The 24,501-nt window shown below is 69.9% G+C and carries 21 protein-coding genes and 1 tRNA gene; 13 read left to right on the top strand and 9 right to left on the bottom strand.

The window, feature by feature from the left end; all coding sequences use genetic code 11:
* The first annotated feature begins 197 nt into the window (after nt 1–197).
* Nucleotides 198–1,712, top strand: coding sequence for a N,N-dimethylformamidase beta subunit family domain-containing protein (locus Q9R47_RS09800; protein WP_311233022.1), 1,515 nt, complete (start codon nt 198–200; stop codon nt 1,710–1,712).
* Between the two features lie 109 nt (nt 1,713–1,821).
* On the opposite strand, the gene Q9R47_RS09795 is transcribed toward Q9R47_RS09800, so the two are convergent.
* From Q9R47_RS09795 to Q9R47_RS09785, 3 genes are all read right to left on the bottom strand, one after another.
* A tRNA-Val gene (locus Q9R47_RS09795) sits at nt 1,822–1,898 on the bottom strand.
* Nucleotides 1,899–2,000: 102 nt separating this feature from the next.
* The gene (locus Q9R47_RS09790) at nt 2,001–4,262 is read right to left on the bottom strand and encodes a bifunctional (p)ppGpp synthetase/guanosine-3',5'-bis(diphosphate) 3'-pyrophosphohydrolase (protein WP_311233021.1); all 2,262 of its coding nucleotides are present in this window, start codon (nt 4,260–4,262) and stop codon (nt 2,001–2,003) included.
* The gene (locus Q9R47_RS09785; RefSeq protein WP_311233020.1) at nt 4,259–5,230 is read right to left on the bottom strand and encodes an alpha/beta fold hydrolase; all 972 of its coding nucleotides are present in this window, start codon (nt 5,228–5,230) and stop codon (nt 4,259–4,261) included. The genes Q9R47_RS09790 and Q9R47_RS09785 overlap by 4 nt, the downstream gene beginning before the upstream one ends.
* Before the next feature lie 70 nt (nt 5,231–5,300).
* Between Q9R47_RS09785 and Q9R47_RS09780 the strand changes: the two genes are divergently transcribed.
* Complete coding sequence (locus Q9R47_RS09780) at nt 5,301–6,086, top strand: 3-hydroxybutyrate dehydrogenase (protein ID WP_311233019.1); 786 nt, start codon at nt 5,301–5,303, stop codon at nt 6,084–6,086.
* A gap of 31 nt (nt 6,087–6,117) precedes the next feature.
* Here the strand turns inward: Q9R47_RS09780 and Q9R47_RS09775 are convergent, their stop codons facing one another.
* Nucleotides 6,118–6,837, bottom strand: coding sequence for an SIMPL domain-containing protein (locus tag Q9R47_RS09775; protein WP_311233018.1), 720 nt, complete (start codon nt 6,835–6,837; stop codon nt 6,118–6,120).
* A 234-nt stretch (nt 6,838–7,071) separates the two neighbouring features.
* Here Q9R47_RS09775 and ompR point away from each other — a divergent pair, with 234 nt between their 5' ends.
* Both ompR and Q9R47_RS09765 read left to right on the top strand, forming a co-directional pair.
* Entirely contained in the window at nt 7,072–7,803 is a 732-nt protein-coding gene (gene ompR / locus Q9R47_RS09770) for a two-component system response regulator OmpR (RefSeq protein WP_311233017.1), read from the top strand.
* Between the two features lie 92 nt (nt 7,804–7,895).
* Nucleotides 7,896–9,410, top strand: a complete 1,515-nt coding sequence (locus tag Q9R47_RS09765; protein ID WP_311233016.1) for an ATP-binding protein — start codon at nt 7,896–7,898, stop codon at nt 9,408–9,410.
* On the opposite strand, the gene ispF is transcribed toward Q9R47_RS09765, so the two are convergent.
* On the bottom strand, nt 9,391–9,888 hold the full coding sequence (ispF, locus tag Q9R47_RS09760; protein WP_311233015.1) for a 2-C-methyl-D-erythritol 2,4-cyclodiphosphate synthase: 498 nt from the start codon (nt 9,886–9,888) through the stop codon (nt 9,391–9,393). The two genes, Q9R47_RS09765 and ispF, sit on opposite strands and share 20 nt — an antisense overlap.
* A 46-nt stretch (nt 9,889–9,934) precedes the next feature.
* Entirely contained in the window at nt 9,935–10,762 is an 828-nt protein-coding gene (ispD, locus tag Q9R47_RS09755) for a 2-C-methyl-D-erythritol 4-phosphate cytidylyltransferase (RefSeq protein ID WP_311233014.1), read from the bottom strand.
* A 184-nt stretch (nt 10,763–10,946) separates the two neighbouring features.
* Here ispD and mfd point away from each other — a divergent pair, with 184 nt between their 5' ends.
* The 4 genes from mfd (at nt 10,947) to Q9R47_RS09735 (ending at nt 17,114) form a co-directional block, all read left to right on the top strand.
* Entirely contained in the window at nt 10,947–14,438 is a 3,492-nt protein-coding gene (gene mfd / locus Q9R47_RS09750; RefSeq protein WP_311233013.1) for a transcription-repair coupling factor, read from the top strand.
* 148 nt (nt 14,439–14,586) lie between these two features.
* Nucleotides 14,587–15,270 (top strand): hypothetical protein, encoded by a 684-nt coding sequence (locus tag Q9R47_RS09745; RefSeq protein ID WP_311233012.1) that lies wholly within the window; start codon nt 14,587–14,589, stop codon nt 15,268–15,270.
* A gap of 164 nt (nt 15,271–15,434) precedes the next feature.
* Nucleotides 15,435–16,148, top strand: coding sequence for a phosphoserine phosphatase SerB (gene serB / locus Q9R47_RS09740; protein WP_311233011.1), 714 nt, complete (start codon nt 15,435–15,437; stop codon nt 16,146–16,148).
* Nucleotides 16,149–16,325: 177 nt separating this feature from the next.
* A complete protein-coding gene (locus Q9R47_RS09735) occupies nt 16,326–17,114 on the top strand; it encodes a MetQ/NlpA family ABC transporter substrate-binding protein (RefSeq protein ID WP_311233010.1) in 789 nt (262 codons plus the stop codon).
* 51 nt (nt 17,115–17,165) lie between these two features.
* Here Q9R47_RS09735 and Q9R47_RS09730 read toward each other — a convergent pair whose 3' ends face one another.
* Nucleotides 17,166–17,840, bottom strand: coding sequence for a LysE family transporter (locus Q9R47_RS09730; RefSeq protein ID WP_311233009.1), 675 nt, complete (start codon nt 17,838–17,840; stop codon nt 17,166–17,168).
* Nucleotides 17,841–18,025: 185 nt separating this feature from the next.
* Here Q9R47_RS09730 and Q9R47_RS09725 point away from each other — a divergent pair, with 185 nt between their 5' ends.
* From Q9R47_RS09725 to Q9R47_RS09705, 5 genes are all read left to right on the top strand, one after another.
* Nucleotides 18,026–18,982 carry an HTH-type transcriptional regulator ArgP gene (locus tag Q9R47_RS09725; RefSeq protein WP_311233008.1) on the top strand — a complete coding sequence of 319 codons (957 nt, stop codon included), beginning with the start codon at nt 18,026–18,028 and terminating at the stop codon, nt 18,980–18,982.
* A gap of 270 nt (nt 18,983–19,252) precedes the next feature.
* On the top strand, nt 19,253–20,812 hold the full coding sequence (locus Q9R47_RS09720; RefSeq protein WP_311233007.1) for a GMC family oxidoreductase: 1,560 nt from the start codon (nt 19,253–19,255) through the stop codon (nt 20,810–20,812).
* On the top strand, nt 20,809–21,270 hold the full coding sequence (locus tag Q9R47_RS09715) for a DoxX family membrane protein (RefSeq protein ID WP_311233006.1): 462 nt from the start codon (nt 20,809–20,811) through the stop codon (nt 21,268–21,270). The genes Q9R47_RS09720 and Q9R47_RS09715 overlap by 4 nt, the downstream gene beginning before the upstream one ends.
* Complete coding sequence (locus tag Q9R47_RS09710; protein ID WP_311233005.1) at nt 21,271–21,717, top strand: cupin domain-containing protein; 447 nt, start codon at nt 21,271–21,273, stop codon at nt 21,715–21,717.
* Nucleotide 21,718: 1 nt separating this feature from the next.
* Entirely contained in the window at nt 21,719–22,543 is an 825-nt protein-coding gene (locus Q9R47_RS09705) for a VOC family protein (protein WP_311233004.1), read from the top strand.
* 82 nt (nt 22,544–22,625) lie between these two features.
* Here the strand turns inward: Q9R47_RS09705 and Q9R47_RS09700 are convergent, their stop codons facing one another.
* Both Q9R47_RS09700 and Q9R47_RS09695 read right to left on the bottom strand, forming a co-directional pair.
* A complete protein-coding gene (locus Q9R47_RS09700) occupies nt 22,626–23,615 on the bottom strand; it encodes an SMP-30/gluconolactonase/LRE family protein (protein WP_311233003.1) in 990 nt (329 codons plus the stop codon).
* A gap of 290 nt (nt 23,616–23,905) precedes the next feature.
* Nucleotides 23,906–24,412, bottom strand: coding sequence for an Rrf2 family transcriptional regulator (locus Q9R47_RS09695; RefSeq protein ID WP_311233002.1), 507 nt, complete (start codon nt 24,410–24,412; stop codon nt 23,906–23,908).
* Nucleotides 24,413–24,501 lie beyond the last annotated feature (89 nt).

The following is a 24,501-nucleotide window of genomic DNA, read 5'->3' as shown; positions in this document are numbered from 1 at the left end:
CCATCCCGCTCACCCCCCCCGCCCACGTCTACGGGGGAAGCGCGCAGACCGGGAAATCTCCCGATCCGGTAGTCGTAGGCCAGATCTCCGGCCCGCGGCACGGAGGGCGGGAGACCTGGGTGGAGGTGCCCGTACCGGGCGGGCCGCCGGCGGCCTGGTGCTATTCGGACCGGCGCTCCTATCGCCCTGGCGAGACAGTGCAACTGCACCTGTCGTCCAACGTGGACCGCATCGCTCTGCGCATTCGCCGCGACGACGCAGTCAGCGCTCCGGTGCACCAGACGCGTTCGGCCCAGGCCGCTTTCCACGCACTGCCCGACCGTGCGTATGAGCGCGGGTGCGACTGGCCTGTGTTTTCGGAGTGGATCGTTCCCGCGGAGGTGCTCCCGGGCGCGTACCTCGTGGAAATGGTCGGCCCGGACGGCGCGGTGCTGGGTCACCACCTCTTTTTCGTCAGGCCCCTGCACCAACGTACCGGTGCTCTGGCGCTGGTCGCCGCCACGGCGACCTGGGCGGCCTACAACGACTGGGGCGGCGCCAACCACTACTACGGGTTGCATCCCGGATCACCCCGGGGCCGGTCGCCCCGGCTGTCCCCCCACCGGCCCTGGGCTCGGGGCCAGGCCTGGCTCCCACCGGGCGCGCCACGCTCGATGAATTCACAGCGACCCACCGGGCCCGGCCCTGCGCGCTACGAATTCATCGAATGGGCGTCGGTGCATGGCTTCAGCAAGTACTACGCACTGGCAGGCTGGGCATCCTACGAGAGGCCTTTCGTACTGTGGGCCGAACAACAGGGCTACACCGTCGACATCCTCACCCAGGAGGAATTGCACGCGCAGGCTGACGCTCTGGACGGCTACGCCTGCGCGGTTTTCGTGGGCCATGACGAGTACTGGACGCGCGAGATGCGCGACCATGTGGACGCCTATGTCGAGCGCGGAGGCAACATCGCCCGGTTCGCCGGCAATTTCATGTGGCAGATCCGGATCGACGGCGAAAGCGGCCAGCAGATCGCCTACAAGTACGACGCCCACCTGCTCGATCCCTTGCGCGACTCGGATCCAGGCCGGGTGACGAGCGCATGGGAAGACCCAGCCGTCGGTCACCCCGGAGCACGGACGTTCGGCGTCAACGCCCTGCGTGGCATTTACGCCGGCTTCGGCGCGATGGCGCGTCACACCCCACGCGGATACTCGGTCTTCAGGCCGGATCACTGGGCCTTCTCCGGTACCGGGCTGGGCTATGCGGACATGTTCGGCAACGCAGCGGGCATATTCGGGTACGAGGTGGACGGGCTGGATTACACCTTCCATGAAGGACTGCCACAGCCCCTCGGCACCGACGGCGCGCCTCCCGGGCTGGAGATTCTGGCCATGGGATGGGCCACGTCGGCCGAACAAGGACGGCCACAGGACGCATACGCCTTCATGCTAGAAGACCGCGACGCCCAGTTCAGGGCAGCCCTCCTGGACTCGGACATTTCGCCCGAGAACGTGAAAAAACACAGTCGGGGATGCGGCCTGATTGTTCACTTCAGAAAAGGTGCCGGCCAAGTCTTCACGGCCGCCACCTGCGAATGGGTGGCTGGCCTTGCAGCCAACGATTTCCATACCATCGCCATCACCAGCAACGTCCTCGATGCGTTCACCCAGCCCTCTGCGGAAAAAATCACGGGCCAGAGTGTCAGGAGCTCGAAAAAAGCGACGTAGAAATGAGAAAAGCCACCTGAAAAGGTGGCCTTTTTGGCACCAGGAGTCCCCTGGATTTTTCCATCTTTTCCCTGCTTGCCTGAAGTCTGGTTCACTTCAGAGGAAAAGTTGGTAGGCGCGATTGGACTCGAACCAACGACCCCCACCATGTCAAGGTGGTGCTCTAACCAGCTGAGCTACGCGCCTGTGTGTATTCGAGAAGCGAGAGTATAGCAGCAAAAAAAACGGCCGCCGGCCAAAGTCGCGAAATCTCGCTCCATGCCCACCCTTACCCGCCTCACCGACGCCTCACCGCCGCCGCGCCGACCGCACCCCCGGCACCGAGGCGACGATCGACAGCACCTTGTTCAGCCGCCCCGAGTCCGCGACTTCCACGGTGAAGGTCATCCACGCCGTGCCCTTCACCGACTGGGTCTGCACGCCGATCACGTTGGTCTTCTCGCGCGCGAACACTTCCGAGATGTCGCGCAGCAGGCCCTGGCGGTCGGCGGCCTCGACGGCGACGTCCACGGGGTAGAGCGCGCCCGTGTTGCCGTGCCCGCCGCCCTGCGCGTTCCCGCTGGCGCCACTGCCGCCGCTGCCCCACTCCACCTCGATCACGCGCTCGGCGCTGCGCGCCGCCATTTCGCGGAAGTTGCTGCAGTCGGCGCGGTGCACGCTCACGCCCTTGCCGCGCGTGACGAAGCCGCGGATCGGGTCGGGCGGCGCGGGCCGGCAGCACTTGGCCAGCTGCGTCATGAGGGAGTCGATGCCCACAACCAGCACGCCGCCCTTGGGGGCGTTCTCGTTGGTGCGCGCCTTCTTGAGCAGCAGGTAGTCGTCGGGCTGCAGCACGGGCTCGGGCGGGCGCAGCAGGGTCTCGATGGTGCGCAGCGAGAATTCGTCCTTGCCCACCACTTCGAAGAGCGCGTCGGCGGTCTTGAAGCCGAGCTGCACGGCCAGGTCTTCGAGCCGGATGGCGGTCTTGCCCTCGCGCTGCAGGAGCTTTTCGACGGCCTCGCGGCCGCGCGCGACGGTTTCGTGCGTGGCCTGGGCGTTGAACCAGGCGCGCACCTTGGCGCGGGCGCGATGGCTGGTGAGGTAGCCCAGGTCGGCGTTGAGCCAGTCGCGCGAGGGCCGGCCTTCCTTCACGGTGGTGATCTCCACCGTCTGGCCGTTCTGCAGCGGCGTGTTGAGCGTCACCATCGCGCCGTCCACGCGCGCGCCGCGGCAGCGGTGGCCCACGCTGGTGTGTACCGCGTAGGCGAAGTCCACCGGCGTCGCGCCCTGGGGCAGCTCCACCACCTCGGCGTTCGGCGTCAGCACGTAGATGCGGTCCTCGAACAGGCCGCGGTGCTGCACCGCGCCGGACATGTCGCGCTCCCACGCCAGCAGCTGCCGCAGCACGGCGATCTTGGCGTCGTACTCGCTGCTGGCGGACACGCCCGCATAGCCCTTGGCGCCCGCCTCCTTGTAGGCCCAGTGCGCCGCCACGCCGTGCTCGGCATGGTCGTGCATCGCCTGCGTGCGGATCTGGATCTCGATCGCCTTGCCGGCGTCGTCGCGCACCACGGTGTGCAGCGACTGGTAGCCGTTGGGTTTGGGCTTGGCGATGTAGTCGTCGAACTCCGCGTCGATCGGCTTGAAGTGCGAGTGCACCCACGACAGCGCGGCGTAGCAGTCCTTCACCGAGGGCACGACCACGCGCAGCGCGCGGATGTCGAACACCTGGTCGAAATCGAGCGACTTGCCGCGCATCTTCTTGACGATGCTGTAGATGTGCTTGGGCCGGCCCTGCACGGTGGCGCTGATGCTGCGCGCGCGCAGCTCGGATTCGAGCCGGCCGCGCAACTGCTCCATGTACACCTCGCGCTCGGCGCGCTTCTCGTCGAGCAGGCGGGCGATCTGCTTGTAGGTATCGGGCTCCAGGAAGCGGAAGGACAGGTCCTCCAGCTCCCACTTCATCTGCCAGATGCCGAGGCGGTTGGCGAGCGGCGCGAACACCTGCAGCGCTTCGCGCGCGATGGAGGGCGAGACGGGCCGCTTGCTGGCCGCGTAGAAGCGCAGCGTCTGCAGGCGCGACGCCAGGCGCAGCATGACCACGCGCAGATCGCGCGAGAAGGCCAGCAGCATCTTGCGCACGTTCTCGGTATGGGTGGCAGGATCGTCCACCGCGTGGCCGGCGAGCTGGGCCTCGCGCGCATGGTGCTGCACGCGCATGAGCTTGGTGGTTTCCACGGCGAGCGTGGCGAAGTTCTGGCCGAAGGCCTTGGCGATGACCTCTTCGGGCTTGTTCAGGTGCGAGCAGGCGTGCACGAGGTAGCTGGCGGCCTGCATCGCCTCCGATCCGCCGATCGCCTTGAGAATGGCAGCGACGGCCTCGGCATGGGCGAAGGTGTTCTCTCCGGTCTCCAGGGTTTCGGCGGAGAGCAGCGGCTCGGCGAAGGCCCGGGCGCGCGCCAGGGCGCCGGCCTGCTCGGGCAGCGCGAGCGAGGTGGCGGCGATGAGCTGGGGCACTGCCTCCTGGCCGGGGAGGTGGTGCGGATGCTGCGGGGCGGCGACGCTTCTCATGGGCGGGCCTCCTGCGCTTGCGCGGCGCCCTGCCCGCTGCCGAACAAAAACTGCTCCACCACGTCGGCCTGCTCCGCGGCCACGAGGGTCGGCGCATGGCCCACGCCGGGCCACTCGACCACGCGGGCGCGGGGACCGCGCTGCGCCATGGCCTGTGCGGTGGAGGGCAGCAGCAGGTCGGAATCGGCGCCGCGCAGCACCAGGGTCTGCGCGCGGATCGCGTCGTAGAGCTGCCAGAGCTGCGCATCGCCGGCGCGCGCGGAGTCGGGCGTGAGGTGCCGGAAGTTCTCGGCGATGGCCGGGTCGTAGTGCAGGCGCACCGAGCCGTCCGGCTGCGGACGCAGCAGCGGCTCCGACAGCGCCCGCCAGGCCTCGTCGGTGTGCGGGCCGAAGCCCGTGGAGACGGCGCGCAGCCCCTCGACCGCGGCGTCCGCGCTGGGGAACTCCACCACGCGGCCCACGTACTGGCCGATGCGCTGCAGCGCCGGCCATTCCAGCGCCGGGCCGACGTCGTTGAGCACCAGGCGGCGCACCGGCGCGGGCAGGGGAAGGTCCGGCTGGCCGCACAGCGCCATGCCGATCAGGCCGCCCATGCTGGTGCCGACCCAGTCGAGCGTGCCGATGGGGGCCTGGGCATGCAATTGGGCGAGCAGTGCCAGCATGTCGGCGGCATAGACGGGAATCTGGTAGTGCGCGGCGTCCAGCAGCCAGTCGCTGTGCCCGCGCCCGGCCACGTCGGGACAGACCACGCGGGCGTGCCGCGCGAGCCGGCGGGCCAGCACGTCGAAGTCGCGTCCCTGCCGCGTCAGGCCGTGCACGCAGACCACCACATGGGGATGGGCCGGATCGCCCGTGGCGTTCCACTCCCAGTACGCCATGCGGTGCCCGCCATCGCCCTCCCCGGATGTGCCCTGGCGGGATGCCGCGGCACCCGGGCAATGTACGTAGTTCAGCGTAGGCTCTGTCATGGCGGGCAATCGTCTCTGGGGCGCTCGATAATGGCCCTCCGTTCATCCTAATTCATTCGGAGACACCGGCATGCTTCTCACCGGCAAGACTGCGCTCGTCACGGGTTCCACCAGCGGCATCGGACTCGGCATCGCCAAGGCCCTCGCCCGCGAGGGCGCGAACGTCGTCCTCAACGGTTTCGGCGACGTGGACGGCCCGCGGGCCGAGGTGCTGGCCGCGGGCCAGGCGGCCGGCGCGCAGGTGGCCTACCACGGCGCCGACATGTCGCGCGTGGCGGAGATCGAGGACATGATGAAGTACGCCGCCGCCCAGTTCGGCCGCGTCGACATCCTGGTGAACAACGCCGGCATCCAGCACGTCGCGAACGTGGAGGATTTTCCGGTGGAGAAGTGGGACGCGATCCTGGCGATCAACCTGAGCAGCGCCTTCCACACCACGCGGCTCGCGCTGCCGGCGATGAAGGCCGCCGACTGGGGCCGCATCGTCAACGTGGCTTCGGTGCACGGTCTCGTGGGTTCGGCGCAGAAGTCGGCCTACGTGGCCGCCAAGCACGGCATCGTCGGCTTCACCAAGGTGACGGCGCTGGAGACCGCGGCCACGGGCGTGACCTGCAATGCGATCTGCCCGGGCTGGGTGCTCACCCCGCTGGTGCAGAAGCAGGTGGACGCCAAGGCCGCCGAACACGGCCTCTCGAACGAAGACGCCACGCGCCTGCTGCTGGGCGAGAAGGAGCCGTCGATGCAGTTCACCACGCCCGAGGAACTGGGCGGGCTGGCGGTGTTCTTCTGCTCGCCGGCCGCTAACAACGTGCGCGGCGTGGCATGGAACATGGACGGGGGCTGGGCGGCGCAGTGAGCCGCCCGGTGCGCATCAGCGCATCACCCCGTCAGCGCAGCTGCACCGACCCCGAGACGTGGACCACCACCTGCGTCTTGCCGGCCTCGACCGGCATTCCCGAATCCAGGGCGCCCATCATGGTGACCGAGGATTTCATGGCCATCGCCTGCATGCGCGGCGCGGGCGCCATCTCGTCGCCGTTGACCGACACCTCGCGCAGCGAATAGCCGGAGAAGCCGAAATCCTTGGCCAGCGAGGTCGCACGGTTCTTGAATTCCTCGATGGCCCGGCTCTGAGCCTCGCCCTGCACGCGCGTGCGGGCTTCCTTGGACAGACCGAACCCCAGCTGGCTGATGGTCATGGACTGGATGCGGCCGGCAACGGTGGTGATGCGGGCGAAATCGCGTCCTTCCAGCACCAGTTCGGCCCGGCCCTGCCAGCCGGTGACCTTGCCGTCCTTGTTGTAGCGCGGACCGATGCCGAACTGGCCGGTGCGCACCTCCATCTTGTCCGGCTGCGCATCGCGCTTGGCCTCCGCCAGGGCCGCATCCACCACCTGGCGCAGCTGCGTCTGCACGGTGGCGGCATCGGCGCCTTCCTTCGTGGTGGCCAGGTTGAGCACCATCAGATCCTGCTGCACGTCCACCGAGCCGCTGGCGGACAGCTGCAGCACATTCTGTGGCACGGGTGTGACGGCATTCTGGGCAAAAGCCGTTCCCGAAACGGCGGCGATGGCGCAGGCGGCGGCGAGGGGAGCGAGAAATTTCATGCGGAGAGTCCCTGTCTTGGAAAAAATGGTGTCCATGGGCCCCGGGCACATCGGCCACGGGGATGTGCCGCCCACGGTAACCCACCCCGCGGGGCCCGCGGATGAAGGCGGGATAACACGGCTGCTAGCCGCGGCAAAATTTGTAACACTTGGTCAGGCCTGCGGGAAAAACCCGAACTTCGGGCTGCAAGCTGGTCAGAATTGGCTCTGTTACAAATAGGACCCGGGAAACTCATGGCCTCTACAACCAACCGTACCGACAAGATCCTCGTGGTGGACGATGACGCGCGCATCCGCGATTTGCTGCGCCGCTATCTGACCCAGGAAGGCTTCGAAGTCATGGTGGCGGAAGACGGCAAGGCGCTCAACCGCATCCTGCTGCGCGAGACGGTCGAACTGATCGTGCTGGATCTCATGATGCCCGGCGAAGACGGGCTCTCCATCTGCCGGCGCCTGCGCGCGGCCAACGATCGCACCCCCATCATCATGCTCACCGCCAAGGGCGAGGACGTGGATCGCATCGTCGGCCTGGAGGTGGGCGCCGACGATTACCTGGGCAAGCCCTTCAATCCCCGCGAACTGCTGGCCCGCATCCACGCCGTGCTGCGCCGCCGTCCGCCGCAGGAGGCGCCAGGTGCCCCCTCGGGCGACAACGAGGTGGTGACCTTCGGCCCCTTCACCTTCGACCTGGGCACCCGCGCCCTGCAGAGGAACGGCGAGGAACTGCCTCTGACCACCGGCGAATTCGCGATGCTCAAGGCCCTGGTGCGCCACCCGCGCCAGCCGCTGTCGCGCGAGAAGCTGGCCCTGCTGGCCCGCGGCCGCGAGTTCGAGCCCTTCGACCGCAGCCTGGACGTGCAGGTGTCGCGCCTGCGCAAGCTGGTCGAGGTGGACGCCGCCGCGCCCCGTTACATCCAGACCGTCTGGGGCGTGGGCTACGTGTTCGTGCCGGACGGCGCGAGCTGACAGGCCCAGCCCTGCCCGGCACGCGCGGAAACGGAAACGCCCGCACAATGTGCGTGCGGCGTTTTCCGTGACCCGTTCACCCCCCCTGCCCCATGAGCGCCACCCATGATGCGTCGGCCGACGCCACCAGCCCCGCCCCGCTCGAGTCGACGCCGAGCCGGCGCTCCTCGCAGCGCTCGCGCGTCGGGCTGAACCTTTTCTGGCGCACCTTCTTCCTGCTGGCCCTGCTGCTGGTGGGCAGCATCCTCGCCTGGCTGCAGACGCTGCGCGCGCTCGAATTCGAGCCCCGCACGCTCCAGACCGCGCAGCAGATCGCCTCCCTCGTCAACCTGAGCCGCGCCGCGCTGGTGCATGCGGACGCGATCGCGCGCGTCTCGCTGATCAAGACCATGGCCGACCAGGAGGGTGTGCGCATCCTGCCGCGCGAGCCCAGCGACCGCTTCGACCTGGTGGACGACACCGCCCTCGGCGCGCGCCTGACCGAGGAGCTGACCGAGCGCCTGGGCCCGGGCACCATCGTCGCGGGCAACGTGAACGGCGAGAACGGGCTGTGGGTGGGATTCACGATCAACGGCGACCCGAACTGGCTGCTGATGGACCGCTCGCGCCTGAGCACCGCCGGCGGCAAGACCTGGCTGATCTGGCTGATCACCGCCGGGGCGCTGTCGCTGGCGGGCGCGGCGGCGATCGCGCGGCTGATCAACCGGCCGCTCAAGCAGCTTTCGTATGCGGCCAACCGCGTGCGCGACGGCGATTTCGCGGCCAGCCAGCTCGACGAGGAGGTGGTGACCAGCGAGATCCGCGAGGTGAACATCGGCTTCAACCGGATGGCGCAGAAGCTCGCCAAGCTGGAGCAGGACCGCGCCGTGATGCTGGCCGGCATCTCGCACGATCTGCGCACGCCGCTGGCCCGGCTGCGGCTGGAGACCGAGATGAGCGTGATCGACGACGTGGCGCGCGAGCATATGGTGGCCGACATCGTGCAGCTCGACGCCACGATCGACAAGTTCCTGGACTACGCGCGGCCGGACCACGTCACCCTCGCACCGGTGAACCTGCACGGCGTGGTGTCGTCCTGCGTGTACGCGGTACAGGACCACCGCGAGCTGCAGATCACGATGCAGGTGCCCGAAGACCTGGTGGTGCTGGCCGACGAGGTGGAGCTGGCGCGCGTGATCTCCAACCTGCTGGAGAACGCCCGCCGCTATGCCAAGACGCCCGAAACCGGCACGGCCTCGGTCGAGATCGCGGCCAAGGGGCGCGAGAAATGGGTGCTGGTGAAGGTGCGGGACCATGGCCCGGGCGTGTCGCCCGACCAGCTCAGCAACCTGACCAAGCCGTTCTTCCGCGGCAACTCCGCCCGCACGGCGGCCGCGGGGGCGGGCCTGGGCCTCGCCATCGTCGACAAGACCGTGCAGCGCATGGGCGGCATCTTCGCGCTGGCCAATTCCGGCTCCGGCGGCCTGGTGGCGCACATCCAGCTGCAGCGCGCCACGCAGCTGCCCGCGGGCAAGGACCCGAAGCAGCGCCTGCAGCGTCCGCAGATCAAGCGCCAACTGCCGCCCGACGCCCAGGGCGGCAAGCCGGTCAAGCCGCTGCGGGCCTGAACAGCAGCACCGCCGCGCGCGCCTCCATCGCCAGGCCCTGGCCCACGGGGCCCATGCGTTCGGCGGTCTTGGCCTTCACGTTCACCTGGTCGACCTGCAGCGACAGCGCCTGCGCGATGCGCTCGCGCATGCCGGGGATGTGCGGCGCGAGGCGCGGCGCCTGCGCGATCACGGTGCTGTCGATGTTGCCGATCGCGTGGCCGCGCTCGCGCACGCGCCGCGCGGCCTCCACCAGCAGCACCACCGAATCGGCGCCTTTGAAGCGTTCGTCGGTATCGGGGAAATGGCTGCCGATGTCGCCCAGGCCCGCGGCGCCCAGCAGCGCGTCGGTGATGGCGTGCAGCAGCACGTCGGCGTCGGAATGCCCGAGCAGGCCCAGGGCATGGGGAATCTCCACGCCGCCGATGACCAGGCGGCGGCCCGGCACCAGGGCGTGCACGTCCCAGCCCTCGCCGATGCGGAAGGGGGGAAGGTTCATGGGCGCATCCGTCGTCGTCATCGTGGGGTCGTCATTGCAGTGGTGATCAGAAAAATGTCTTGCCCGGCAGCGGCGCGGCCTGGGCGAGCGGGCCGCCGAAGCGCTCCAGCGTGGCCGGCAGATGGCGCTGCGCGAGCACGGCTTCCGCCAGCGCGAAGTCTTCCGGGTAGGTGACCTTGAAGTTCTGCGCGCCGCCCGGCACCAGGCGCGGGTGCAGGCCCATCGCCTCCATCGCGCTGGCCTCGTCGGTGGCCTGGGCGCCGTACCGCTCGAGCGCGGCTGCGAGCACCCCGAGGCGGAACATCTGGGGCGTCTGCGCGAGCCACTTGTCGCTGCGGTCCACGGTGGACGCCACGCGCACGCCGCCCGGGCCCTCGCTCGCGGTCTTGAGCGTGTCGGCCAGCTTGTGGGCCAGCAGGCCGCCCACGCTGTCGTGCACGCAGGCGTCGATGAGCGCGTCGATCTGCGCGGTGGTCACGAGGCAGCGCGCGGCGTCGTGCACCAGCACCCAGTCGCCGTCCTGCGCGCCTCGCTCGCGCAGCACGCGCAGGCCGCCCAGCACGGTGTCGGCGCGCGTCGGGCCGCCGCACGGGGCGGTGAAATGCAGCTCCGACGGATGCGCCTCGAAGAACGCGTCGCCGGGTGCCACGGCCACCAGCGTGGACTGCAGCCGCCGCACGCCCGCGAAGGCCGCGAGGGTGTGCAGCACCAGGGGCTGGCCCGCCACCGGCTGGTATTGCTTGGGCACCCCGGCCGCGGCGCCCGGCGCGACGGCCCGGGCGCCGGTGCCGGCGCAGGGCAGCAGCGCCCAGAAGCGCTGAGGCGCGGCGGGGGGCGGAGTGAAGGGCGGGCGGGGCGGCAGCAGGTCGCTCATGGGGCGGCCATTGTAGGAGCGCAGCGCGAGCCCGCGGCCGGCATGCCCCGGCGGCCGCGCCCGGCGGGCGGCCGGCCTAAAATGGTCCGCTGGCCGCATGCGCCCCCGGCCGGCGGGCCCGCCGCACCGTGCGGCGGCCCCGCGGCGGCACCGCCACGCCCTGCCCGTCCCTCCTGCATCCTCCATGGACCTCCCCAAACTCATCCCCGGCAAACGCTTCACCGTGCCACGCCCCGTGGGCAGCGCGGACGCCCTGCTGCTCGCGCGCGTCGCCGAGCGCGAGAAGGCCGCGGGGCGCACCACCGCGATCGTGGCGGCCGACGCCACCGACGCCCAGCGCCTCATCGACGAGATGGCGTTCTTCGCGCCCGGCCTGCGCTGCGCGCTGTTCCCCGACTGGGAAACCCTGCCCTACGACACGTTCTCCCCGCACCAGGACCTGATCAGCGAACGCCTGGCCACGCTCTGGCGCATCCGCCAGAAGGACGACGGAACGGGGGCCGACGTGGTGCTGGTGCCGGCGACCACGGCGCTCTACCGGCTCGCGCCGCCCTCGTTCCTCGCGGGCTACACGTTCCATTTCAAGGTGCGGCAGAAACTCGACGAAGCCCGGTTCAAGGCGCAGCTCACGCTGGCCGGCTACAGCCACGTCTCCCAGGTGGTGAGCCCCGGCGAATACGCGGTGCGCGGCGGCCTGATCGACCTGTTCCCGATGGGCTCGCCCGTGCCCTTCCGGGTGGATCTGTTCGACGACGAGATCGACTCGATCCGCACCTTCGACCCGGACAGCCAGCGCAGCCTGTACCCCGTGCCCGAGGTGCGCCTGCTGCCGGGCCGCGAGTTCCCGATGGACGACGAGGCGCGTGCGCGCTTCCGCAGCCGCTGGCGCGAATTGCTGGAGGGCGACCCCACCAAGAGCCGCGTCTACAAGGACATGGGCAACGGCGTGGCCACCGCCGGCATCGAGTACTACCTGCCGCTCTTCTTCGAGGAGACGGCCACGGTGTTCGACTATCTAGGAGACGACGCCACGGTGGTGCTGCACGGCGACCTGGAGCCCGCCTTCCAGCGCTTCTGGCAGGACACGAAGGACCGCTTCCGCCTCGTGCAGGGCGACCCGGAACGGCCGGCCCTGCCGCCCGAGACGCTGTTCCTCACGGCCGAGCAGTTCTACGCGCGCGCCAAGGCCCATCCGCAGCTCGCGCTGCGCTCCGGCGTGGACGACGTGGCGGACGGCGCCGTGTTCCAGAAACTGCCCGAGCTGTCGGTGCAGCGCGGCGCGGAAGATCCGCTCGCCCGCCTGCAGAACCACCTGCGCACCACGGACCACCGCGTGCTGCTGCTCGCCGAGAGCGACGGCCGGCGCGAGAGCCTGCTCGACTTCCTGCGCGCCTCGGGCGTGAACCCGCCGGCCTTCGATTCGCTGGCGGAATTCCAGGCCGGGGCGCCGGAGAAGGTCGGCATCGCCACGGCGGCGCTGGCCGTCGGCTTCCGCTGGGTGGAGGACGGCATCGACTTCGTCACCGAGACGGAGCTGTTCGCCGCCGCGCCCACCACGCGCCGCCGCAAGAAGCAGGAGCAGGTGAGCGACGTCGAGGCGCTGATCAAAGACCTCTCGGAGCTGAACCTCGGCGATCCGGTGGTGCACAGCGCGCACGGCATCGGCCGCTACCGCGGCCTCGTCAACATGGACGTCGGGCAGAAGAACCCCGACGGCACGCCCGCGCTGCAGGAATTCCTGCACCTGGAGTACGCCGACAAGGCCGTGCTCTACGTGCCGGTGAGCCAGCTCCAGCTGATCAGCCGCTACACGGGCGTGTCCGCCGACGAGGCGCCGCTGCACAAGCTGGGCAGCGGCCAGTGGGAGAAGGCCAAGCGCAAGGCGGCCGAGCAGGTGCGCGATTCCGCGGCCGAGCTGCTGAACATCTACGCCCGCCGTGCGGCGCGCGAGGGCCATGCATTCCGCTACAGCCCGCAGGACTACGAGCAGTTCGCCAACGATTTCGGGTTCGAGGAGACGGCCGACCAGAACGCCGCCATCCATGCCGTGATCCAGGACATGATTTCGCCGCGCCCGATGGACCGGCTGGTCTGCGGCGACGTGGGCTTCGGCAAGACCGAAGTCGCTCTGCGCGCGGCCTTCGTGGCGGTGACGGGCGGCAAGCAGGTGGCCTTCCTCGCTCCCACCACGCTGCTGGCCGAGCAGCACTACCAGACGCTGGTGGACCGTTTCTCCAAGTGGCCCGTGAAGATCGCCGAGGTGTCGCGCTTCCGCTCGGGCAAGGAGATCACGGCCGCCATCAAGGGCATCGGCGACGGCACGGTGGACATCGTGGTGGGCACGCACAAGCTGCTGAGTGAATCCACCAAGTTCCACAACCTGGGCCTGCTCATCATCGACGAGGAACACCGCTTCGGCGTGCGCCACAAGGAGCAGATGAAGGCGCTGCGCGCCGAGGTGGACGTGCTGACGCTCACCGCCACGCCGATCCCGCGCACGCTGGGCATGGCGCTGGAAGGCCTGCGCGATCTCTCCGTGATCGCCACCGCGCCGCAGCGGCGCCTGGCCATCAAGACCTTCGTGCGCACCGAGGGCACGGGCGTGATCCGCGAGGCGGTGCTGCGCGAACTGAAGCGCGGCGGGCAGTGCTACTTCCTGCACAACGAGGTGGAGACGATCGAGAACCGCCGCCAGAAGCTCGAAGAGATCCTGCCCGAGGCGCGCATCGCCGTGGCCCACGGCCAGATGCCCGAGCGCGAGCTGGAGAAGGTGATGCGCGACTTCGTGGCGCAGCGCTACAACATCCTGCTGTGCTCGACCATCATCGAGACCGGCATCGACGTGCCCACGGCCAACACCATCATCATGAGTCGCGCCGACAAGTTCGGCCTGGCGCAGCTGCACCAGCTGCGCGGCCGCGTGGGCCGCAGCCACCACCAGGCGTATGCCTACCTGATGGTGCCGGACGTGGAGGGCCTGACCAAGCAGGCGGCCCAGCGGCTGGACGCGATCCAGCAGATGGAGGAGCTGGGCTCGGGCTTCTACCTCGCCATGCACGACCTGGAGATCCGCGGCGCGGGCGAGGTGCTGGGCGAGAACCAGAGCGGCAACATGCTCGAAGTCGGCTTCCAGCTCTACAACGAGATGCTGAGCGAGGCCGTGCGTTCGCTCAAGGCGGGCAAGGAGCCCGACCTGCTGGCGCCGTTGTCGGTCACGACGGACATCAATCTGCATGCGCCCGCGCTGCTGCCCAACGATTATTGCGGCGACGTGCACCTGCGCCTGTCGTTCTACAAGAAGCTCGCGACCGCCAGGACCAGCGACCAGATCGACGGCCTGCTGGAAGAGATCGTGGACCGTTTCGGCAAGTTGCCGCCGCAGGCGCAGACGCTGATCGACGTGCACCGGCTGCGCGTGCTCTCGCAGCCCTACGGCGTGCTCAAGGTGGATGCCGCACCCGGCGTGACGAACATCACGTTCCGGCCGCAGCCGCCGGTCGATCCGATGCAGATCATCCACCTGATCCAGAAGAATAAGCACATCAAGCTCGCGGGCAACGAGAAGCTGCGCATCGAACGCGAACTGCCGGAAGCCAAGGACCGGGCGCAGATGGTGCGCGACGTGCTGCGCAGCCTGGGGCAGCCGCTGGCGGCGGCGTCCACCGCGAAGGCCTGAGCGGCGCGCGGGAGGCGGCGGGCCGAGCGGAAGCAGACGGGCGCCGAAGGTACGGCTCGGCGGGAAGCGCGGGTACGCCGATTGCCGCGCTTTTGCTGCCGTTGCTTGCACCGTCCTGCCCCGTCCGTGCCCGTCCGGAAAGCCCGCCATGCCCTTCGAAGCCGCCATCGTCCTCCTCGCCCTGGCCGCCGCGCTCGCCACCCGGCCCTGGCGGCTGCTCGCGTCGCGGCCCACCTCCGGCCCCGCACCCGGCCGCGGGCACGGCGCCGGAACGGACGGCGTGCGGGCCGCGTCACCCCTGCTCACGCCGCTGCTGGCCGCGCTGGTCTTCCTGCCCTGGCTCTGGGCCCTGCCCACGCTGCACGCCATGCCGCTGCAATTGCAGCTCTCCGGCGCGTGCCTGGTCGTGCTCATGGTCGGCTGGCCGCTGGCGGTACCGGTGCTCGTGGCCGTCGCGGCCGTCGCCGCGCTGGTCTCGCCCACGCTCTCCTGGAGCGAGGCGGTGGGCATGGCGGCCTGGCAGGGCGTGGTGCCGGCCACCTTGGCGCTGCTGCTGGGTGCGCTGCTGCGGCGGCTGACGGGCACGCACCTGTTCGTCTACGTGCTGGGCCGCGCCTTTCTGGGCACGGCGCTGTGCATGTTCGCCGCCGGCAGCCTCGCGCACTGGGCCGGGCACGGGCTGCCCGGCGTGGGGCCGGAGCTGACGATGGTCGCCCGCTGGCTCATGGCCTGGGGCGACGCGGTCGTCACCGGCATGCTCTGCGCGGTGTTCGTGGCCTTCCGGCCCGAGTGGCTGGCGACCTGGTCGGACCGGCTGTACTTGGGGCCGTAAGGCACAGGGTGCAGCGTGGGGGCGCAACGTGCGGGTGACGGCCAGCCGCCCCCGCGCCGGACGGACACCCAGCGGTGGCCGGGCCGCTGCGGCAGGCTCTAAGATGCCGGCTTTTCCGGCGCGGCCGGAGCCCTTCCCCCTTACCGAACCTTTCGCCGTTCCCCATGTCCCACGCCACCGAATTCGCCCCCGGCCTCACCGTTCAGGGCATCCAGCCGCCCCTGCGCCTCGCGGACTTCAAGCTGATCGCCTTCGACATGGATTCCACGCTCATCAACATCGAATGCGTGGACGAGATCGCCGACGCGGCCGGCCGCAAGGCCGAGGTGGCCGCGATCACCGAGGCCGCCATGCAGGGCCTGATCACCGACTACAAGGAAAGCCTGCGCCAGCGCGTGGCGCTGCTGCGCGGCGTGGGCGTGGAGCACATGGAACAGGTGTTTCGCGAGCGGCTGCGCTTCAATCCCGGTGCGAAGGAACTCATCGACGCCGCCAAGGCGGCCGGCCTCGCCACGCTGCTGGTTTCGGGCGGCTTCACCTTCTTCTCGGACCGGGTGCGCGCCGGCCTGGGCATCGACCTCTCCCGCGCCAACGTGCTGGAGATCGCGGACGGCCACCTCACGGGCCGCATGGTGGACCAGCCCTGGGGCGACATCTGCGACGGCGCCGAAAAGCGCCGCACGCTGCTGGAGGTGGCCTCGCTCATGGGCATCGATCCGTCGCAGGCGATCGCCGTGGGCGACGGCGCCAACGACCTGCCCATGATGGGCGTGGCCGGGCTGTCGGTCGCCTTCCACGCGAAGCCCGCCGTGCGCGCCCAGGCCAAGGTGGCGATCAACGAGGGCGGCCTCGACCGGCTGCTGGAAGTGCTGCGTTGATATAAGCAGGCTCCGCGTTATATGGGTATGACAATAAAAACGTGGTGAACCCGCGGGAAACTACCTAGACTTCGTGTCTCTGGGTTGCCTGCTCCGGCCCGTGCCGGAGCATCCAGCCCGCCCCGACGCCGGACCTCGTGTCCTTTGTCCGAACCGACCAAAGAAAGCCGTTTCCCGATGTTGAAGAAAGCCCTCTCCGCCCTGGCCCTCGCCGCGCTCGCCGTGTCCGCGCATGCGGCCGACGCCGTCCTCAAGGTGGCCGCCTCCGCCGTCCCGCATGCGGAAATCCTGAATTTCGTGAAGCCCCGGCTGAAGGCCGAAGGCGTGGACCTGCAGGTGCGCGAATTCAGCGACTACATCCAGCCCAACGCGGCCGTGGAGGACAAGCAGCTGGACGCCAACTTCTTCCAGCACCAGCCCTACCTGGACAGCTACAACAAGGACCGCAAGAGCAGCCTCGTCGCCGTGCCGAACGGCAAGGTGCATGTGGAGCCCTTCGGCGCCTATTCGAAGAAGATCAAGGCCGTGAGCGAACTGAAGGACGGCGCCACCATCGCCATCCCCAACGACCCGTCGAACGCGGGCCGCGCGCTGATCCTGCTGCAGAAGCAGGGACTGGTCACGCTGAAGGACCCGGCCAACATCACGGCCACGCCCATCGACATCGCCAAGAACCCGAAGAAGCTCAAGTTCCGCGAACTGGAGGCCGCCCTGCTGCCCCGCGCGCTGCAGGACGTGGACCTGGCCCTGATCAACACCAACTACGCGATCGAGGCCAAGCTGAATCCGACGAAGGACGCGCTCTTCATCGAAGGCAGCGATTCGCCCTATGCCAACCTGATCGCGGCGCGCGCCGACCGCGCGAACGATCCGTCGATCGCCAAGCTGGTGAAGGCGCTGCACACGCCCGAGGTGAAGAAGTTCATCCAGGACAAGTACCAGGGCGCGATCGCGCCGGCGTTCTGATCGCCCGCGCTGTTCCGACTGCCCAGGGCGCCGCTTTCGCGGCGCCTTTTTTCATTCCAGCCCCTGCCAGAGCCAGAACGACAGCGTCAGCATGATGGCGCCCGTGAGCCCGTCCAGCAGGCGCCAGGCCATCGGCTTCGCGAACACGCCCTGCAGCTGCCGCCCGGCGAAGGCGAGCATCAGGAACCACAGCAGGCTGGCCGAGGCGGCACCGGCCACGAACACCCACTTGAGCCCGCCTTCCTGCCGCGCGCCGATCGAGCCCACCAGCACCACGGTGTCGAGGTACACATGGGGATTGAGCAGCGTGATCGCGGCCAGGGTGCCGAGCACGCCCAGCAGCCCCTGGCGCGCGCGTTCCCCCTCGGTGCGCAGCCCGGCGCCCGTGCCGAACAGGGCGCGGTGCCAGGCGAAGAGGCCGTAGGCCAGCAGGAAGACGGCACCGCCCAGCGTGAGCATGTGGCCGAGGCCGGGTGCGCTCTCCAGCAGGCGCGCCATGCCGGCCACGCCGGCGCCGATCAGCACCGCATCCACCAGCACGCACAGCACCACGCAGGCCCGCACGTGCCGCCCCGCCACCGCCTGGCGCAGCACGTAGGCGTTCTGCGCGCCGATGGAGACGATCAGCGACATGCAGACCGTGAAGCCGGCGAGCCACGCGCCCGGCGCCGCACCGCCGGAGAGTCCGAAGACCGACGGGGAGGAGGAAGAAAGAAGTGCCCACATGCGGCCGATTCTGGGCAGCGCCCCAGGTTATGTAAACTTAAATCACCTAACCATCATTAAGAGCGGCTAACACGATCCAGCGAAGCGGTTCTGGCTAGGCGCCGTATCGCAGTCAGTACGATGAGTACGACAAGATGCGGCAACGACGCCAGAAGGGTCGTGTTAGCCGCTCTAAGCGGAACTTCATGTTGGACTACCCCGGACTGGAGGCCCTGGCGGCCGTGGTGCGCGAAGGCAGCTTCGAGCGCGCGGCGCGGCGGCTGCACGTCACGCCCTCGGCCATCTCGCAGCGCGTCAAGCAGCTGGAGGAACGCGCGGGCCAAGTGCTGGTGCAGCGCGGCACGCCCTGCACGGGCACCGAGGCCGGCCGGCGCCTGTGCCTGCACCTGGAGCAGGTGGCGCTGCTGGAGAACGAGCTGCGGCGGGCCCACCCGGCCCTGCTGCCGGACGCGCACGCGCCCGCGCCCACGCTCAAGCTGGCGGTGAACGACGATTCGCTGTCCACCTGGTTCATGGACGCGATGGCCGCCTTCACGGCCGGCGGCAACGAATTGCTGGACGTCCGCATCGACGACCAGGAGCACACCGCGCAGCAGCTGCGCGAGGGCGACGTGATCGCCGCCGTCACGGCCACCGCGGGCACGATCGCCGGCTGCAACACCTGGCCGCTGGGCTCCATGCACTACGTGGCCGCGGCCAGCCCGGGCTTCGTGCGCCGCTACTTCGGCAAGGGCACGGGCGGCGTCACGCCCGAGACGATGGCGCAGGCCCCGATGATGGTCTACAGCCGCAAGGACCGCCTGCAGGACCAGTGGCTGCAGCGCCAGGGGCTGGGTTCACGCCGCCATCCGCCGCGGCACTTCCTGCCGTCCAACCAGGGCTTTCTGCGCAGCTGCGAGATGGGCGTCGGCTGGGGCATGCACCCCACGGTGCTGATCGAGCGGCAGCTCGCCGACGGCACGCTGGTGGAGATGCTGCCGGGCTCCGGCATGGACGTGGCCCTGTACTGGGCGCACCCGCGGTCGGCGCAGGCGGGGCTCGAGCGGCTCACGCAGTGCGTGATGGCGGCCGCCGAGGACTGGCTGGGCACGGGCCGCGGCAAGCGGCGCGCGGGCGCCTCGCGCAAGCCGGCGAAGAAGTAGCGGGCCGGCGCCGCAACCGCGACGGAACCGCAACAGGACCGCGGCCGCGGCAGGCAGCACACCGGGCGCTGGGCTGCGCGTCACGCGGCCTGTAGGACTCGGCCGCGAACACGCCGGCCCCGCCCGGATCGGGCGCGGGAGGGCACGTCGTGCGCCCATGGCTGAGCTAGGATGAACGCAGCCATTCGAGCGCGTCGTGCGCAGGCTGGCGCCCCCCACGCCCCGGTCCACCGCCGCAGCCGGCCCGGTGCGATGAAAGAAGAAAGCCTGATGTCCCACTACGACCTGATCGTCATCGGCAGCGGCCCCGGCGGCGCCAGCCTCGCCCACCGGCTGGCACCGACCGGCAAGCGCATCCTGATCCTGGAGCGCGGCGACTACCTGCGGCGCGAGGAAGCCAACTGGAGCGCGCAGGCGGTGTTCGTGGAAGGCCGCTACCAGGCGCGCGAATCCTGGATCGACCGGGACGGGCACCGCTTCGCGCCGCAGCTCCACTACTGCGTGGGCGGCAACTCCAAGGTCTATGGCGCCGCGCTGCTGCGGCTGCGCGAGCGCGATTTCGGCGAAGTGCGGCACCATGGCGGCATCTCCCCGGCGTGGCCACTGCCGTACGCCGACTTCGCGCCCTGGTACGACGAGGCCGAGGCGCTGTTCCACGTGCACGGCCTGCGCGGCGACGACCCGCTCGATCCGGGCACCACGCCCTACCCCTTTCCGCCCGTGCGGCACGAGCCCAAGATCGCCGAACTGAGCGAGAAATTGCAGGGCATCGGGCTGCATCCGTTCCACCTGCCGCTCGGCATCCTGCTCGACCAGAAGGAGGACGGCTTCGCCACGCCGACGAGCACCTGCATGCGTTGCTCGTACTTCGACGGCTTTCCCTGCCTGCTGAACGGCAAGGCCGACGCGCAGGTGATGTGCATCGACCCGATGCTGCGCGACCACCCCAACGTCACGCTGCTGACCGGCGCCTACGCCTCGCGCCTGGAGACCGATGCCAGCGGCCGGCGGGTGGGGGGAGTCGTGGTGGAGCGCGGCGGCCGCGAGGAGCGCTATACCGCCGGCACGGTGGTGGTGGCCTGCGGCGCGCTGTCGTCCGCCCTGCTGCTGCTGCGCTCGGCGAACGAAAGGCATCCGAACGGCCTCGCCAACGGCTCGGACCAGGTCGGCCGCAACTACATGCGCCACGAGATGTCGATCGTGATGGCGGTGATGAAGGAGGTCAACGAGACGGTCTTCCAGAAGACGCTCGCGCTCGGCGACTTCTATTTCGGCAGCGACGACTGGGAGCATCCGCTGGGCCTGATCCAGATGTGCGCGACCAGCCATGCGGACCAGATCAAGGGCGAGGCTCCGCTGCCCGCGCTGATGAAGCATCTGCCGGAGATGCCGTTCGAGGAGATGGCACGGCACTCGATGGACTTCTGGCTGCAGACCGAGGACCTGCCCATCCCCGAGAACCGGGTGTACTACCGGGACGGCAAGGTGCACCTGGACGTGCGCGAGACCAACGCCGAGGCCCTCGAGCGCCTGCAGGCCAAGCTCAAGCAGGTGCTGGATGCCATCGGCTGGCCCGCGGTGCTGGTGCAGCGCTCGCTCTACCTCGGCAAGGACATACCGCTCTCCGGCACCGCGCACCAGGCCGGCACCTGCCGCTTCGGCACCGATCCGGCGACCTCGGTGCTGGACCTCGACTGCCGGGCGCACGAGGTGGACAACCTCTACGTGACCGACGCGAGCTTCTTTCCCTCGATCGGCGCGGTGAATCCCACGCTCACCATCATCGCGAACGCCTTGCGCGTGGCCGACATCCTGAAGGGGCGCCTGTGACCGCCGCGATCGCCGTGACCTTCGTCGTGCGCTGCGTGATGGTGCTGATCTTCCTGCCGTTCAGCGCGCTCGACAAGCTGCTCGGCTTCGGCCATGCGGTGGGGCAGGCGCAGGAGGTGTTCAGGCCGCGCTGGCTGGCGCGCGCCGTGATCCTGGCGGGCCTGGCGATCGAGGTGGCGTGCAGCATCGGCGTGGTCACCGGCATCTCGGACCGGGCCGCGGCCTGCGTGATCGCGGGCTACTGCTTTGCGACCGCCGTGCTGTTCAAGCCGTTCTGGAAGCCCGGCGACTTCTGGCCGAACCCCGATGGCCAGGCGCGCGGGCTGTTCTGGGACTTCCTCAAGAACCTGGCGCTGGGCGCCGGTTTCCTGCTGCTGGTGGCCGGCACCGACGGTTCCGGCCTGCAGCCCTTCCTCGACGCGCCTTTTGCATCGAGCCAACCCTACCGGAGCCCCTGAATGTCCGATCCCGGCCCCCGCCCGTCCGTGCCCTACCAGCACCTCTACACCGATGCCGACGGCGTCAGCCGCTTCCAGGCCTGTACGCTCACCGACTATGAACAGCACCGCGTCGGCGCCGCCGATCCGCAGTGGAACAACGCCATGGAACGCGGCGAATCGACCGTCGTCTTCACCGTGCAGCCCGTCGGCTGGGTGGGCGACTGGCACGAGAACCCGGCCCCGCAATGGATCGTGGTGCTCTCGGGCCGCTGGTGGATCGAGGCGATGGACGGCACCCGCATCGAGCAGGGCCCGGGCGAGTTCTCGTTCGGCGGCGACCAGGGCTGTGCGGAGGTCGATGGCAAGAAGGGCCACCGCTCCGGCACCGTGGGCGATGAGCCTTGCTGCCTGATGACGGTGCAGCTGCACCGCGCGCCGGTGCGCCGTCCATGCGAACTGGGCTGAGGTGACCCTGGACCGCATCACCGCGTTCTGCCTGGTCGCCCGCGACGGTGCGGCGCTGGCGCGCTTCTACGCCGCCCTGGGCTTCGTGCAGGACGCAGCCCCCCGGGCCATCGCGGCCGACGAAACGGCGCTGCTCGGACTCGCGCGCGGTGGCATGCGGTACGCGATGCGGCTGGGCGCGACGGCGTTGTGGATCGACCAGTACGACTGGCCCGGACGCGCTTACCCGGAGGGCACGAACGCCGCATCGCGCTGCTTCCAGCATTTCGCGCTGGTTGCCATTGGCATCGGAGCGGCCTGGGAACGCGCGCGGGCGGCGGGCGCCACACCGATCAGCCGCGGTGGCCCGGTCCAACTGCCCGCCGCCACCGGCGGAGTCGTCGCGGTCAAGTTCCGCGATCCGGAAGGCCATCCGCTGGAGCTGATCCACTTTCCCGACGGCGAGCGCCGTGGATGGCGGGGGCGCGGCCTCCTCGGCATCGACCACAGCGCGATCGCGGTGGCGGATGCGGAGCGGTCCCGCGCGTTCTACCGTGCCCACGGCCTGGCGGAGGGCCGCGCCACGCTCAACCAGGGGCCGACGCAGGTCGCGCTCGACGGGCTGGACGGCGTGCGCGTGGACGTGGTGCCGATGCATCCCCCACAGCCCGGGCCGCACGTCGAGCTGCTGCACTACCGGCATCCGCAGGGCGCGCCGAACCGGCCCTGGGCGGTGAACGACGTGGCCGCGACCCGCATCGTCTGGCAGGGCACGGCACCGGCGCTGCTGCGCGATCCGGAAGGGCACATTCACCAGATCGCAGGCGTGGTGGAAGGCCCTGCCTGACCCGCGCCGCATCCGGAGGACCGGCAGTGCCGCATCGCCTCCGCTGCACGACGACGTGGCATGGTTGCGATGCCCCCCGTGCTCAGCCCCCGCGCAGATCGATCGCGAGCAACCGCGTGGAGGCCGCGATGAACAGCCGCCGCCCGCCGCTGCCGCCGAAGCAGACGTTGCACACCGTTTCCGCGATGGGGATGCAGCCGAGGTATTGCTGATCCGCGGACCAGACGTGCACCCCGTCCGCCGCGCTGCACCAGACCCAGCCGCGGGCATCCACCGCGAGGCCGTCGGGGTTGCCCTTCGGGGGCGAGCAGAAGAAGCGCCGGTCGGGCAGCACCCCCTCCGTGCCCAGCGTGAAGGCCTCGACGTGGTGCCGGGTTCCCGGAACGCCGCCGGGGGCCTCGCCGAGCGCCCTCGACGTGTCGGTCACATAGACGGTGCGCCCATCGGGCGACAGCGCCACGCCGTTCGGCTGCTCGAAATCGGCCATGCGCGCGAGCGCGCCGCTGGCGGGATCGAAACGGTAGAGGCTGCGGTGCGCCAACTCGGGCTCGGCCAGCGCGCCCTGGGCGGGCATCACGATGCCGAAGACCGGATCGGTGAACCACACCGATCCGTCGGGCGCGATGGCCACGTCGTTCGGGGCGTTGAGCCGCCGGCCCTCGTAGTGCGTCACGATCGGCTCCGGCCCGCCACGCAGATCGGGTGCGGAACGGCTGATGCAGCGGCGTCCGTGCTCGCAGTGGTAGACACTGCCGTCCGCCGCCACCGCGTTGCCGTTCGGGAACCAGGCCGGATCGATCACCGATTCAACCCGGCCATCCTCTTCGTACCAGGCGTTGACGCGCCGGTTGGGCACGTCGGAGAACAGCAGGCGCCGGTGCGACGCCTGCCATGCCGGGCCTTCGGCGTGGATCGCGCCCTCGTGCAGCACCCAGAGCGGCGCATCGGGCGCGAGCACTTCGGCAAGGCGCCCGGATTCGATGCGCACGCCGGGGAAGTTTTCGGCCGCCCGTGGCGGGCCCGGGCGGCGCAGCAGCCGGCCGGGCAGCAGGTCGTCGATCTCAGGGTTCACTGCGCTTCCTTCCTCCGGTCACGGGGCCGGTCATGGGCTGCAGGATACGGAAGAAGGGCCGATGACGGAGGAAGCGGCGAGCGCGGCTGCGTGCCAGCGCATGCCGCATGCTGCCATGCGTCCAAGGCGCCGCGGAGTCTGCGCGCAGGGCGGGCCGGCTGGTGGCAACGCACCAGCCTAGGGTTGCAGCGCTGCCGCGCCGCGGGTGCTGGCATGGTCCGCATGCGCGAAGCCGTCGCCCGCCCACCTGCGCGGCAACCCGCCCGTGCGGCCGCGCGGAGAACCCGCGTTCAGGGCTGCGCTTCGGCAGGGGCGCGCACCGGCAAACCGGGCACCGGCACCGCCGCCAGCGCGCGGCGCCGCGCGGTCGACGTGGCTCCCGCGGCGGCCGGGCGCGCCACGAGATCGGCCAGCGTCACGCCGTCGAGCACCGCCAGATAGCTCTGGGTGGCCTGCGCGAGCACGCCCCGCAGCAGGCAATGGCCGGTGAGCCGGCACCGGTTCACGGCCGGATCGAAGCATTCCACCATGTCGAAATCGCTTTCGGTGAGGCGCACGACGTCGCCCAGGCGGATCTCCGCGGCCGGCACGCGCAGGCGCAGCCCCCCGCCCCGCCCGCGCGTGGTGTCCAGCAACCCCTGCGCGGCGAGCGCCTGCACGATCTTCATGAGGTGGCTGCGCGAGATGGCGTGCTGCTCGGCCATCTCGGTGATGGTCACGGGCTGCGCACGCCCTTCGCTGGCGGCGCAGTACATCAGCACGCGCAGGGCGTAGTCGGTCCACTGGGTCAGGCGCATGGCGTTTGCGTTGGATCAATCCGAAAGAGTCTCATGGGATGAATCTTATTGCATAAAATATTCATCACGAATGAATCTTTAAAGGAACC

Origin of the sequence: Acidovorax sp. PRC11 (genome assembly GCF_031844105.1) — a bacterium.
Classification (GTDB): domain Bacteria; phylum Pseudomonadota; class Gammaproteobacteria; order Burkholderiales; family Burkholderiaceae_C; genus Paracidovorax.
Note: the sequence above shows the minus strand (reverse complement) of the source record. Positions and strands in the feature narration are given on the sequence as shown.

Coding starts and splice junctions, on each gene's coding strand:
- Q9R47_RS09780 (WP_311233019.1), top strand. CDS start 5,301: ATGCTTCTCACCGGCAAGACTGCGCTCGTCACGGGTTCCACCAGCGGC.
- Q9R47_RS09730 (WP_311233009.1), bottom strand. CDS start 17,840: ATGTGGGCACTTCTTTCTTCCTCCTCCCCGTCGGTCTTCGGACTCTCC.
- Q9R47_RS09765 (WP_311233016.1), top strand. CDS start 7,896: ATGAGCGCCACCCATGATGCGTCGGCCGACGCCACCAGCCCCGCCCCG.
- ispD (WP_311233014.1), bottom strand. CDS start 10,762: ATGAGCGACCTGCTGCCGCCCCGCCCGCCCTTCACTCCGCCCCCCGCC.
- Q9R47_RS09695 (WP_311233002.1), bottom strand. CDS start 24,412: ATGCGCCTGACCCAGTGGACCGACTACGCCCTGCGCGTGCTGATGTAC.
- Q9R47_RS09710 (WP_311233005.1), top strand. CDS start 21,271: ATGTCCGATCCCGGCCCCCGCCCGTCCGTGCCCTACCAGCACCTCTAC.
- Q9R47_RS09775 (WP_311233018.1), bottom strand. CDS start 6,837: ATGAAATTTCTCGCTCCCCTCGCCGCCGCCTGCGCCATCGCCGCCGTT.
- ompR (WP_311233017.1), top strand. CDS start 7,072: ATGGCCTCTACAACCAACCGTACCGACAAGATCCTCGTGGTGGACGAT.
- Q9R47_RS09735 (WP_311233010.1), top strand. CDS start 16,326: ATGTTGAAGAAAGCCCTCTCCGCCCTGGCCCTCGCCGCGCTCGCCGTG.
- Q9R47_RS09725 (WP_311233008.1), top strand. CDS start 18,026: ATGTTGGACTACCCCGGACTGGAGGCCCTGGCGGCCGTGGTGCGCGAA.
- Q9R47_RS09720 (WP_311233007.1), top strand. CDS start 19,253: ATGTCCCACTACGACCTGATCGTCATCGGCAGCGGCCCCGGCGGCGCC.
- mfd (WP_311233013.1), top strand. CDS start 10,947: ATGGACCTCCCCAAACTCATCCCCGGCAAACGCTTCACCGTGCCACGC.
- Q9R47_RS09745 (WP_311233012.1), top strand. CDS start 14,587: ATGCCCTTCGAAGCCGCCATCGTCCTCCTCGCCCTGGCCGCCGCGCTC.
- ispF (WP_311233015.1), bottom strand. CDS start 9,888: ATGAACCTTCCCCCCTTCCGCATCGGCGAGGGCTGGGACGTGCACGCC.
- Q9R47_RS09790 (WP_311233021.1), bottom strand. CDS start 4,262: ATGAGAAGCGTCGCCGCCCCGCAGCATCCGCACCACCTCCCCGGCCAG.
- serB (WP_311233011.1), top strand. CDS start 15,435: ATGTCCCACGCCACCGAATTCGCCCCCGGCCTCACCGTTCAGGGCATC.
- Q9R47_RS09785 (WP_311233020.1), bottom strand. CDS start 5,230: ATGACAGAGCCTACGCTGAACTACGTACATTGCCCGGGTGCCGCGGCA.